The organism is Rhodocyclus gracilis (assembly GCF_009617575.1).
Taxonomy (GTDB): Bacteria; Pseudomonadota; Gammaproteobacteria; order Burkholderiales; family Rhodocyclaceae; genus Rhodocyclus; species Rhodocyclus gracilis.
Genome location: NZ_WIXJ01000015.1, coordinates 16,193 through 28,128, shown reverse-complemented (window position 1 = coordinate 28,128; position 11,936 = coordinate 16,193). Strand labels below are relative to the sequence as shown.

Below are 11,936 nucleotides of genomic sequence, written 5' to 3'. Positions count from 1 at the left end.
CCGCACGCCATCCGGGGCGCCCTCCCCGACAGCTACCAGCCAGCAGCCCGCACCGCCCTCCGGGCAAGCACGCCTTCCGGCAAGGGGCAGGGCAGTCAGATCGGCACGGCAAGTGCTGGTCAGCGTCCGGCGCACGCCGCTCGCCGGTTTGCGGCAAGGTATTCCACGCCATCGAGTCGCAGGGTAGAATCCGCCGCGAACCACGCGGCAGTCGGCGTATCTTCTCGAGGTGCGGGCACGGTGGCGGTATCGGTACACGCGCCACGTGCGAGGGTGTCCGGTGCACGCAGCGCGTGACGACCGTTACCCCCAGTGACAGGCCATCAATTTATTCACATGCGACCAGAGCTTTCGACGACATCGGGCCCCTGTGCCGGATGCGGAGTTGTTTTGTGTTGCGCCTGCCTTGATCTCCCCGGTGGTCGCCTGATGACGACCTCCGGTTTTGTTTTGACACGGAAGAAGACCCTCCGGTCGACTTCGTTTTTCGGTGCGGCGCTGGCCGCACGCCAAGGGGTGTAAGCATGGGTTTTGCGTATCCGTACGCCGCGATCGTCGGCCAGGACGAAATGAAAAAAGCGCTGATGATCGCAGCGGTTGATCCGGCGATTGGTGGCGTTCTCGTGTTCGGCGACCGGGGTACCGGCAAGTCGACGGCGGTACGTTCGCTGGCATCGCTCTTGCCGCCGATGCACGTAATCGCCGGCTGTCGCTACAACTGCGATCCGGACGCGCCAACGCTTAACTCGATCTGCGAAATTTGCGCCGCCGGCGACAAGCCGAAGGCCGCCAAGAAAAAAGTCAAAGCGCCCGTCCCCGTCGTCGACATGCCGCTGGGCGCGACGGAAGACCGTGTGGTTGGCGCGCTCGACCTTGAGCGCGCGCTGGCGCAAGGCGTCAAGGCCTTCGAGCCGGGACTTCTCGCCCGCGCTCACCGCGGCTTCCTGTACATCGACGAAGTCAACCTCCTCGAAGACCACCTCGTCGACGTGCTGCTCGACGTCGCCGCGTCTGGCGAAAACGTCGTCGAACGCGAAGGATTGTCCGTGCGTCACCCGGCGCGTTTCGTGCTGGTCGGTTCGGGCAACCCGGAAGAAGGCGAGCTGCGGCCGCAGTTGCTGGACCGTTTCGGCCTCTCGGTCGAAGTGAAAACGCCGACCGACATCAAGACGCGCATCGAAGTCGTGCGTCGCCGCGATGCTTTCGAGCACGATCCCGAGGGCTTCACCGAGAAGTGGCAAAAAGAAAACGCGCGGGTGCGTCGGCAGATCGTCGCCGGTCGTGAGCGTCTGCCGGAAGTGCAGGTGCCCGACAATATCCTCGAACGTGCGGCACAGTTGTGTATCAAGCTCGGCACCGACGGTCTGCGCGGCGAGCTGACGCTGATGCGCACGGCGCGCGCCCTGGCCGCTCTCGACGGTGACAAGGAAGTGACCGACGAGCATCTCAAGCGTGTCGCCCCCTCGGCCTTGCGCCATCGTCTGCGGCGCAATCCGCTTGACGACGCGGGATCGACGACGCGCGTCGAACGCGCGATCACGGAGCTTTTCGGCGCGTGAGCGCGGCGGCCCAATGGGGCGAAGCGGTCCTCGCCGCCTCGCTCTTCGCGATTGATCCGCCGGGCATCGGTGGCATCTCCGTGCGCGCGCTGGCCGGGCCAGTGCGCGACCGCTGGATGACCCTGTTGACCGGACTTCTGCCGACTGAAGCGCCGGTTCGCCGCGTGCCGTTGCACATCGCCGACGGGCGACTGCTCGGCGGGCTCGATCTGGCGGCGACGCTGCAAACAGGGCGTCCGGTGGCCGAGCGCGGTGTTCTCGCGGACGTGAACGGCGGTATCGCCGTCATGGCGATGGGCGAGCGTTTGACGCCGTCCACGGCGGCGCGCCTGTCGGCCGTGATCGACAACGGCGAGGTGGTGCTTGAGCGCGACGGCCTGGCGATGCGCCTGCCGACACGTTTCGGCGTCATCGTCCTCGACGAAGGTGCCAGTGAGGAGGAACGTCCGCCAGTCTCGTTACTCGACCGACTGGGCTTTCACATCGTCCTGACGGATGTCAGTGTGCGCGATACCGAGGAGATGGCACCGACCCGCGAGGAAGTCGCCGCCGCCCGTGTGCAGCTGGCAAAAGTCTCGGTGGGCGACAAATTCGTCGAGGCCATCTGTGGTGCCGGCGCGGCTTTGGGGGTCGCCTCGCTGCGTCCGACCTTGCTCGCGGTGCGCGTTGCGCGCGCGTCGGCGGCGCTGGACGGGCGCGATGAGGTCAATGAGGACGACGCTTCGATCGCCGTGCGCCTCGTGCTGGTACCGCGTGCCACGCAGATTCCCGAGATGCCCGCCGACGAAGAGGTGCCACCGGAAGAAGTGCCGCCGGAGGAGCCGCCTGCCGACGAAGAACCGCCGGAGCAGCCACCCGAAAACAACGACGACGACGAAGAAAAGCCGCCACCCGAAGTGGAAAAACCACTCGACGACGTGGTGCTCGCAGCAGCCTTGTCGGCGATGCCGGCCGGCCTCCTGGCGCAGCTGCGCGCGGCGCAGTTCATGCGTTCGCGCAGTTCCCCACCGGGGCGGACGGGGGTGGCCCGCGCCGGCGGCGCACGCGGCCGCCCGGTGGGCGTGCGGCGTGGCATGCCGGAAGCCGGGGCGCGCCTGAATGTTGTCGAAACCCTGCGCAATGCGGCGCCCTGGCAGCCGTTGCGCCGCCGCGAAATGCTGGCGAGTGCGCGCGAAAAAGGTCTCGACGAGGCGATTGCGGCGGCCAGCGGGCCGCGCGTACAGGTGCGACAGGACGACTTTCGGGTCACGCGTTTCAAGCAGCGCGCGCAAACGACGTCGATCTTCGTTGTCGATGCTTCCGGCTCGGCGGCGCTGCATCGGCTCGCCGAGGCCAAAGGCGCCGTCGAGTTGCTGCTGGCCGATTGCTACGTGCGGCGTGACCGCGTGGCGCTGATTGCTTTTCGTGGTCAGGGCGCCGATTTGCTGTTGCCGCCGACGCGTTCGCTGGTGCGTGCCAAGCGTTCGCTGTCCGGACTGCCGGGGGGCGGTGGCACGCCGCTGGCCGCCGGCATCGATGCGGCGGCGAGTTTGGCTGATGCGGTGCGCCGGCGTGGCGAAACGCCCCTGCTGGTCTTCCTGACCGATGGCCGTGCCAACATTGGCCGTGACGGCAAGGGTGGGCGCGCGCAGGCCGAGCAGGATGCGCTGACGGCGGCGCGTGCCTTGCGCATGGAGAACTTCACGGCCCTGTTCGTGGATACCTCGGCGCAGCCGCATCCGCAGGCGCAGAAAATCGCCCGCGAGATGGACGCGCTGTACCTGCCGCTGCCGTACGCGGACGCGAGCGGCATCTCGAAGACGATTCGCGCAGCCTCGCCGCCCGCCCGGACGGCCTGAGGCGAGCGGCCGGGACGATCATGAGCGACCGTCTCGATTGGGCTGAGGCAGGGCGCGACTGGCCCAACCGGGCGGCCAGCCGCTTTGTCAGTGCGGCTGGCATGCGCTGGCATGTGCAGCAGATGGGCGCCGGCCCGCTGTTGCTCTTGGTGCACGGCACGGGCGCCTCGACGCACTCGTGGCGTGCGCTGGCGCCGCTGCTGGCGCAGAATTTTTCGGTGCTGGCGCTTGATCTGCCGGGTCATGGCTTCACCGGTCTGCCCGCCCATGCACGACTTTCCCTGCCATTCATGGCGAACGCGCTGGCGGAACTGCTCGACACTCTGGGGGCGTCGCCCCGTGTCGTCGTCGGTCATTCGGCGGGGGCCGCCATTCTGGCGCGCATGTGCCTTGATCGACGCATCGCCCCGCAAGCGTTGATCAGCCTGAACGGCGCCCTGTTGCCGCTGACGGGTGTACCTGGGCATCTGTATTTGCCGATGGCGCGCCTTTTTGCGGCCCTGCCGCTGATGCCACGCTTCGTCGCCTGGCGTGCACGCAATCCGGCATTGCTGGCGCAGTTGCTGGCCAGCACCGGCTCGCATATCGATGCTGACGGCGAGCGTTGCTACGGGACTCTGGTGCGCAATGCGGGGCATGTGGCGGCTGCCATCGGCATGATGGCCAACTGGGATCTGTCGGTGCTCGAAGAGGCTCTGCCATCCTTGCCGACGCCCCTGACCCTCGTTGTCGGCTCGGCCGACCGAACGGTGCCGCCCGCACAGGCGGAGCGTGTCGCCGCTCGCCTGCGGCAGGCGAGTGTGCGGCGCTTGCCTGACCTCGGGCACCTGGCACACGAAGAAGACCCGCAGGGCGTCGCGGCATTGATTGTCGACGTGGCGCGAGCGGCTGGCGTATTGCCGCCCTCTTGAGGGTGAGAGTTGGTCTGGGGGCGAGAGGAATAAGCGCCGGCAGCAAGTCCGAATTAAACGGATGGGCGAAGGATTTGTGAGCGTATTTACGCGCCACTGAGCCGGCGTTGGCAGGGCGCGGGGCGGCTGTCGGTGTCGCGCTGCCCTGTGATAGACTCGCGGCGCATCGGCGGGCGGCATCGGTCAGAACACATAAAGGTACAGGCTTTGAGCGAACTACAGGCAACAGCTCCGCGCGCGGCAGATTCCCGGCCGCACGCAGTCATCATCGGTACCGGTTACGGCGGATTGGCAGCGGCGATTCGACTTGGCGCGCGCGGTTTTCGCGTCACCATGCTGGAGCGGCTCGATGCCCCTGGTGGTCGCGGGTATGTGCATCACAAGGACGGTTTCACCTTCGACGCCGGCCCGACGATCATCACCATTCCCTTCCTCTTCGAGGAACTGTGGTCGCTGTGCGGCAAGAAAATGTCGGACGACATCGACCTGCGGCCGATGGATCCCTTCTACCGCCTGCGCTACGACGACGGCTCGACGCTCGATTACAACGGTGACGCGGCAGACATGGCGCGGCAGATCGCCCGTTTCAATCCGGCGGATGTCGAAGGCCTCGAGCAGTTCATCAAGCACAGCGAAGAGACGTACCGCATCGGCTTCGAAGAGCTGGCGCACAAGCCCTTCAACGACTTCTCCGACATGATGCGCGTGGCGCCGGACCTGATGCGCCTGCAATGCTGGCGCAGCGTCTATGGCATGGCGGCAAAGTATCTGACCGATCCGCGTCTGCGCATCGCGCAGAGCTTCCACCCGCTCTTCGTCGGCGGTAATCCCTTCAAGGTGACGGCGGTCTACAGCATGATCGCCTACCTCGAACGGCGCTGGGGCGTGCATTTCGCCATGGGCGGCACGGGCAGTCTGGTCAAGGGGCTGGTCGGCCTGATCGAAGGGCAGGGCAGCACCATCCGCTATAAGACCGAAGTCGAACAGATCACGCTCGACGGCAAGCGCGCAACGGGCGTCCGCCTGAAGTCCGGCGAGTTGATTGCCGCCGATATCGTTGTCTCCAACGCCGATTCCGCCTGGACCTACCGCAACCTCGTTCCCGCCTCGGTGCGCCGCACCTGGACCGATGCAAAGCTCGACCGCGCGCGTTACTCGATGAGCCTCTTCGTCTGGTACTTCGGTACGAAAAAGCGCTACGAGGATGTGAAGCATCACACCATCCTGTTCGGGCCGCGCTACAAGGAACTCGTCTACGACATCTTCGAGCGCAAGGTGCTGGCCGAGGACTTCAGCCTCTACCTCTACCGCCCGACCGCGACCGATCCGTCAATGGCGCCGGAAGGCTGCGACAGCTTCTACGTGCTCTCGCCGGTGCCGCACTTGCAGTCAGGCGTCGACTGGACGACGCAGGCCGAGCCGTATCGCAGGAAGATCGCCAAATACCTGTCGGACACCATCCTGCCCGACCTCGAAGACAACGTCGTCACCTCGCTGATGACGACGCCGCTCGATTTCCAGAATCGCCTGTTGTCGATCCACGGCGCGGCTTTCGGCCTGGAGCCGGCCTTGACGCAGAGTGCGTGGTTCCGTCCGCACAACAAGAGCGAGGATGTCGAGAATCTTTATCTTGTGGGGGCCGGCACGCATCCGGGCGCAGGTCTTCCGGGCGTCATCTCGTCGGCACGCGTTCTCGATACGGTGGTTCCTGATGCTGCGACCTTCCGCTGATCCCTTGCCGGACGACGCCGCCGCCTGCGCCCGTTTGCTGCGCGGCGGCTCACATAGTTTTTTTGCGGCCTCTCTCGTTCTGCCGCGCCGCATGCGCGGTGCCGCCGCCGCCCTCTACGCGTTCTGCCGCGTCGCCGACGATGCCGTCGATGACTGCGCGCCAGAAGAGCGTCACGCTGCGCTTGCCGGCCTGCGTCGCCGCCTCGATGCCATCTATGCCGGCGCGCCGGACGATCATCCTGCCGACCGCGCCTTTGCCGGTGTCGCGTTCAAATACGGCATTCCCCGCACCCTGCCGGAAGCCCTGCTCGAAGGTTTCGAGTGGGATGCCTTTAGCCGGCGCTACGAGACCATCGAAGACCTGCACGGCTATGGCGCGCGCGTCGCCGGTACCGTCGGCGCGATGATGACGCTGCTGATGGGCGTGCGTGATGCGGATGTGATCGCCCGCGCCTGCGATCTCGGCGTCGCCATGCAGTTGACCAACATCGCCCGTGACGTCGGCGAGGATGCGCGCGCCGGACGACTCTATTTGCCGCTGGCCTGGATGCGCGAGCAGGGGATCGATCCCGATGCGTGGCTGGCCAACCCGCATTTTGACGAGCGCATCGGTCGTGTCGTCGCCGGCCTGCTGCGTGAGGCCGACGCCTTGTACGCGCGCTCCGGCGCCGGCGTGTCGGGTTTGCCGCTGGCCTGCCGGCCGGGCATTCACGCGGCGGCGCGGATTTATGCCGAGATCGGCCGCGAGGTCGAACGTAACGGTGGCGACTCGGTGTCGCGCCGTGCCGTAACGCCGCTATCGCGCAAATTGCGCGGCTTGGCGGCGGCGCTGGCGGCATCGACACAAAAAGGGCATCGTGATGCAACACCACCCTTGGCGGCGACGGCTTTCCTGGTTGACGCCGTGGCCATGACGCGTCCGCCCGCCTCGGCGCCGCGACCGCCGCATTGGTGGGATTTCGCCGACAGCGCGGCCCGCACCCTGACGCTGGTCGACCGTCTGGAACGGCGTGACCGTGTGCTGGGTAACCGAAGCGGCGCCTGAGGGGGAGCGGTTGCCGGTGAAATTGCCGGCGGTTCGCGACAGAATCAACGCGGGCGGCAGCCGCCGCGCGCAGGACAACGAAGCGATGGAGAGTAACAGATGGATGCGGTGAAGCGGATCGAGCAGACCTTATCGACGGCGATTGAGCAAACCCTGACGGCGAGCGTGGCGCAAGCCAGCGGCGCCGGCTGCCCGTCGCGCCTGGCAGCGGCTTTGCGCTATGCGGTTTTCCCCGGCGGTGCGCGTCTGCGTCCGCAATTGACGCTGGCCGTCGCCTGCGCCTGTAGCGAAGAGCACCCGGCGATCGCCGATTCGGCGGCGGCGGCCATCGAACTGCTGCACTGCGGCTCGCTGGTGCACGACGATCTGCCGTGCTTCGACGACGCGCCGATCCGCCGTGGCAAAGCGTCCCTGCACAGCGCCTTTGGCGAACGGCTGGCCGTGCTCGTCGGCGACGCGCTGATTGTCCTGGCGTTCGAAACGCTGGTGCGCGGTTGCGCCGCTGCGCCACACCGCCTTGCCGCCCTCATCACCATTCTCGGCCGTGGTGCCGGCTGCCCGGCGGGCATCATCGCCGGACAGGCGTGGGAATGCGAACCCGTGGCGCCGCTCGCCGAATACCAGCGCGCCAAAACCGGTGCGCTGTTCGCGGCGGCGACGATGGCGGGTGCCGCCGCAGCCGGTGCCGAACCGGGGCCGTGGCGCACGCTGGGCGAGAAGCTCGGTGAGGCCTATCAAGTCGCCGACGACATTCGTGACGTCGCCTCCGATGAGGCAGAGCTCGGCAAGCCGGTGGGCCGTGACGCCATTCTTGGCCGCCCCAGCGCTGCCCGCGAAATGGGCCTCGACGGCGCGATTGCGCACCTCAACAAGCTCATCGCCGAAGCGATTGCCTCGATCCCCGAATGCAGCGGCGCCGCCGGCCTGCGCGCAGTGATCGAAATGCAGACGCAGCGTTTCCTGCCGGCTTCGCTGGCCAAGCGCGCTGCCGCCTGATCGCCGCGTGTCGTAGTGGCGCGCAGCAGTGCGGCGCATTAGTGGCGAGCCCTCGCTGCGTCAAGCCGCCGCTTCTGTCGCCCGCGCCCGCATTCACCGTTGGTGATTGCGGGCGTTTTTTTTGTGTCACGTCGCCGCGTGCGCGGCGCGTCGAGGCCGGTTCTGGCTCGTCTGGCTCCTTATCTTCTAGGTATCGCGTCGGGCTTCCTGCGTTGTAGTTTTCTGTTCGACACGCTGGTGTTTCGCTGCGGCGTGCCCGGCTTTTCGTGCCGGCGCTGAGCCGCGCTGCGCGTCTTCGTCCGAGGCGTGGCCGGCGCCTGAATAAGCTATTCGGGATTTGATATTGGATCGTTACCGCCGGCCTCAGTAGGCTTGCCTTGCGTCGGGCGCCGTTCCGGGCCGCCCGTTCCGGCACTTTCGCCGGGCAGTTCGTAAGGATCCAGAATGAATGCCTTGATAGTGGGCGGCGACCGGGTTCATGCCATTCGTGAAGAGCTGGAGAAAGTGGCGCCCGCGCCCGGTGCGCTGCGCGTCGAACACTGGCCGGGGCGCAAGCCGGGCTATTCGCGTCGTTCCGTATCGGCGGGGACCCGCGTCATTGTCTTTGTGTGTCGCCACCTCAGCCATTCGCTGATGTTGCATGTGCGTCGGCAGGCCGACGATCTGGGCGTGCCGGTCGTCTATCTGCGCCGTTCCGACATTGGCTGGCAGGCCGAGTTGCAAAATCTGCGCGAGCGCCTCGCCGACTGAGAGTCCCAGTTGGCCAGCGCGCTTGTCTATAATGCGCGCATGCGTGTCGCCCCCGGCGCTTCAGGCGCCTTTCCCGATTCCGTCCCGTCGCTGGCACCTGGTGTGTGCTGGCGTCGGCTGGCGTTCCCCCGGCGGGTGTCGGGCGGCGGCCGTGCGTGCCGCGCGTCCTGATCGCGGCGACCGATTCTTGTTGACCCCGCGAAAGACGCAATGACCAGAAAACTGTTCATCCGCACCTTCGGGTGCCAGATGAACGAGTACGACTCGGACAAAATGGCCGACGTACTCGCTGCATCCGAAGACATCGTCCGCACGGATTCGCCCGAAGACGCCGATATCGTGCTGTTCAACACCTGCTCGGTACGCGAAAAGGCGCAGGAGCGGGTGTTTCACGATCTTGGCCGGATGCGTCTGCTGAAACTCGAACGGCCGGATCTGATCATCGGTGTCGGCGGCTGTGTGGCGAGCCAGGAAGGCGATGCCATCGTCGCCCGGGCGCCGTATGTGGACGTCGTCTTCGGCCCGCAAACGCTGCATCGCCTGCCGCAGTTGCTCGCCGAGCGGCGTCGGCTGGGGCGTGCGCAGGTGGATGTCTCGTTCCCGGAGATCGAGAAATTCGATCATCTGCCGCCGGCGAGCGTCAATGGCGCCTCGGCCTTCGTCTCGATCATGGAGGGCTGCAGCAAATTCTGTACGTTCTGTATCGTGCCCTTCACGCGCGGACAGGAAGTATCGCGGCCCGTCGATGACGTGCTCACGGAGGTCGCCGGTCTGGCGGCGCAGGGCGTGGGCGAGGTGACGCTGCTCGGGCAGAACGTCAATGCCTATCGTGGCGCGCTGTCGTCGGGCGCCGGCGAGGAGGGGGGAGAGGGAGAGCTGGCGGATCTGGCGATGCTCATCGAGATCATTGCCGAGATTCCGGGCATCGAGCGCATCCGCTACACCACCTCGCATCCGCGCGAGTTGTCGGCGCGTCTGATCGATGTCTATGCACGCGTACCGAAGCTCGTCTCGCACCTCCATCTGCCGGTGCAGTCCGGTTCGGACCGCGTGCTGGCGGCGATGAAGCGCGGCTACACGGCGCTCGAATACAAGAGCCTCGTGCGGCGTCTGCGGGCGGCGCGGCCCGATCTGTCCTTGTCGTCGGATTTCATCGTCGGCTTCCCCGGCGAGACCGAAGAAGATTTCGAAAAGACGATGCGCCTGATCGACGAGGTCGGGTTCGACGCCTCGTTTTCCTTCATCTATAGCTCGCGGCCGGGCACGCCGGCGGCCGATCTGGTCGATGACACGCCGCCCGAGGTCAAGAGTGCGCGGCTGGCACGTCTGCAAAAACGCATCGACGAACTGGCGCAGGCCGTGTCGCAGTCGATGGTCGGCAGCGTCCAGCGCGTCCTCGTCGAAGGCGTCTCGAAAAAAGACGCGCACGAGCTGGCGGCGCGCACCGACAACAACCGCATCGTCAATTTTGTCGGCCAGTCGCGGCTGATCGGACGCTTCGTCGACGTGCGCATCACCGCCGCCCTGCCGCACTCGTTGCGTGGCGAAATCGTCACGCGTGACAGCGCAGAGCGCGAGGCGACCTCGTGAGCGCGCCGGCGCGCAGTGCGCCCGGAGTGCGCGACCTCACCTTGTCGCCCCTCGACAATCACCAGCTGGCTAACCTTTGCGGCGCGCTGGACGAGAATCTGCGGCAGATCGAAACCGCACTGGATGTGACGATCGTGCGCCGCGGTGAGCGCTTCACCGTGCGAGGCGAGGCGGCGGCCAGCGATCGTGCGGCCGATGCGCTGGAGTATTTCTACGCGCAGGCCAAGGAGTCGCTGTCGCTCGACGACATCCAGCTTGGCCTGATCGAAATCCTCAATCGCCCGGTGCGCCATCTCAGCACGGCGGCGGGCGGTGCTGTGCCGGTACTGATCACGAAAAAGACCGAGCTGCACGGGCGAACGCCGCGTCAGGTCGACTACCTGAAGGCGATTGCCGAGCACGACATCACTTTCGGCATCGGCCCGGCCGGCACCGGCAAGACCTATCTGGCTGTCGCTTCGGCTGTCGATGCCTTCGAGCGCGAGCTGGTGAGCCGCATCGTGCTGACGCGTCCGGCAGTCGAAGCAGGCGAACGGCTCGGCTTCCTGCCCGGCGATCTGACGCAGAAGATCGACCCGTATCTGCGTCCGCTCTACGACGCGCTCTACGACCTGATGGGCTTCGAGCGTGTCGGCAAGCTCTTTGAGCGCGGCGCCATCGAGATCGCGCCGCTCGCCTACATGCGTGGCCGCACGATCAACCACGCGTTCATCATTCTCGATGAGGCGCAAAACACGACGCCCGAGCAGATGAAGATGTTCCTGACGCGCATCGGCATCGGCACGCGCGCCGTGATCACTGGCGACGTCACGCAGATTGATCTGGCGCGCGGGCAGAAGAGCGGGCTGGTCGAAGCCCGCGCCATTCTCGCCAATGTGCGCGGCATCGCCTTCAGCGAATTCCTCAAGGAAGATGTCGTCCGTCACCCTCTGGTAGCGCGCATTGTCGCGGCCTACGAGGCGCACGACACTGCCCTTGAGCAAGCCTCGCATCGACGTTCAGGAGATACGCATGGAGCGCGTTAGTCGCCGCCTCAATCTGTCAGTGCAATACGCCTGTAACGCGGCGGAGCTACCTTCCCGTCCCCTCGTACGGAGCTGGGTGCGCGCGGCGCTCGACGTCGATGGGGGGCGTGGCGGTCGTATCGTCGTGCGCTTCGTCGATCCCGAAGAAGGGCGGCAACTCAACCACGACTACCGCGGCCGCGATTACGCGACCAATGTGCTGTCGTTTCCGTACGAGCAGGAGCCGGTGGTGTGCGGCGATCTCGTCGTCTGCGCCGAGGTCGCGGCGCGCGAGGCGGTGGAGCAGGGCAAAACACTGACTGCGCATTACGCCCACCTTTGTGTGCATGGTATTCTGCATCTGCTTGGTTATGATCATGAAATCAGCGACGACGAGGCCGATATCATGGAGCAGCACGAGCGCGAGGTGATGGCGGCTCTCGGTTTTTCCGATCCTTACGCGCTCAGCACCGCCCCGCTTGACGGGGAGGAATGATGCGCAAGCGGCGCTC

At 66.2% G+C, this 11,936-nt stretch carries 10 protein-coding genes; all 10 read left to right on the top strand.

From position 1 onward, the window contains the following. Positions 1-524: 524 nt before the first annotated feature. The gene (gene bchI / locus GHK24_RS13140; RefSeq protein WP_153473339.1) at positions 525-1,559 is read left to right on the top strand and encodes a magnesium chelatase ATPase subunit I; all 1,035 of its coding nucleotides are present in this window, start codon (positions 525-527) and stop codon (positions 1,557-1,559) included. Beyond that, positions 1,556-3,397 carry a magnesium chelatase subunit D gene (locus tag GHK24_RS13135; RefSeq protein WP_340666194.1) on the top strand — a complete coding sequence of 614 codons (1,842 nt, stop codon included), beginning with the start codon at positions 1,556-1,558 and terminating at the stop codon, positions 3,395-3,397. The genes bchI and GHK24_RS13135 overlap by 4 nt, the downstream gene beginning before the upstream one ends. A 20-nt stretch (positions 3,398-3,417) precedes the next feature. Further along, positions 3,418-4,308 (top strand): alpha/beta fold hydrolase BchO, encoded by an 891-nt coding sequence (bchO, locus tag GHK24_RS13130; protein ID WP_153473338.1) that lies wholly within the window; start codon positions 3,418-3,420, stop codon positions 4,306-4,308. 207 nt (positions 4,309-4,515) lie between these two features. Continuing rightward, entirely contained in the window at positions 4,516-6,039 is a 1,524-nt protein-coding gene (locus GHK24_RS13125) for a phytoene desaturase (RefSeq protein WP_153473337.1), read from the top strand. Continuing rightward, complete coding sequence (locus GHK24_RS13120; protein ID WP_153473336.1) at positions 6,020-7,084, top strand: phytoene/squalene synthase family protein; 1,065 nt, start codon at positions 6,020-6,022, stop codon at positions 7,082-7,084. The genes GHK24_RS13125 and GHK24_RS13120 overlap by 20 nt, the downstream gene beginning before the upstream one ends. Positions 7,085-7,183: 99 nt before the next feature. Then, positions 7,184-8,080, top strand: a complete 897-nt coding sequence (locus GHK24_RS13115) for a polyprenyl synthetase family protein (RefSeq protein WP_153473335.1) — start codon at positions 7,184-7,186, stop codon at positions 8,078-8,080. Between the two features lie 444 nt (positions 8,081-8,524). Further along, positions 8,525-8,830, top strand: coding sequence for a DUF2325 domain-containing protein (locus GHK24_RS13110; RefSeq protein ID WP_153473334.1), 306 nt, complete (start codon positions 8,525-8,527; stop codon positions 8,828-8,830). Between the two features lie 210 nt (positions 8,831-9,040). After that, entirely contained in the window at positions 9,041-10,420 is a 1,380-nt protein-coding gene (miaB, locus tag GHK24_RS13105; RefSeq protein WP_153473333.1) for a tRNA (N6-isopentenyl adenosine(37)-C2)-methylthiotransferase MiaB, read from the top strand. Beyond that, entirely contained in the window at positions 10,417-11,445 is a 1,029-nt protein-coding gene (locus tag GHK24_RS13100; protein WP_340666193.1) for a PhoH family protein, read from the top strand. Before miaB ends, GHK24_RS13100 begins: the two co-directional genes overlap by 4 nt. Further along, complete coding sequence (gene ybeY, locus GHK24_RS13095; RefSeq protein ID WP_153473332.1) at positions 11,432-11,920, top strand: rRNA maturation RNase YbeY; 489 nt, start codon at positions 11,432-11,434, stop codon at positions 11,918-11,920. Before GHK24_RS13100 ends, ybeY begins: the two co-directional genes overlap by 14 nt. The last annotated feature ends 16 nt before the right edge of the window (positions 11,921-11,936 follow it).

Excerpts from the sequence above, each read along its gene's own strand:
- bchI (WP_153473339.1), top strand. The coding sequence starts at position 525 with ATGGGTTTTGCGTATCCGTACGCCGCGATCGTCGGCCAGGACGAAATG.
- bchO (WP_153473338.1), top strand. The coding sequence starts at position 3,418 with ATGAGCGACCGTCTCGATTGGGCTGAGGCAGGGCGCGACTGGCCCAAC.
- GHK24_RS13120 (WP_153473336.1), top strand. The coding sequence starts at position 6,020 with ATGCTGCGACCTTCCGCTGATCCCTTGCCGGACGACGCCGCCGCCTGC.
- GHK24_RS13115 (WP_153473335.1), top strand. The coding sequence starts at position 7,184 with ATGGATGCGGTGAAGCGGATCGAGCAGACCTTATCGACGGCGATTGAG.
- GHK24_RS13110 (WP_153473334.1), top strand. The coding sequence starts at position 8,525 with ATGAATGCCTTGATAGTGGGCGGCGACCGGGTTCATGCCATTCGTGAA.
- miaB (WP_153473333.1), top strand. The coding sequence starts at position 9,041 with ATGACCAGAAAACTGTTCATCCGCACCTTCGGGTGCCAGATGAACGAG.
- ybeY (WP_153473332.1), top strand. The coding sequence starts at position 11,432 with ATGGAGCGCGTTAGTCGCCGCCTCAATCTGTCAGTGCAATACGCCTGT.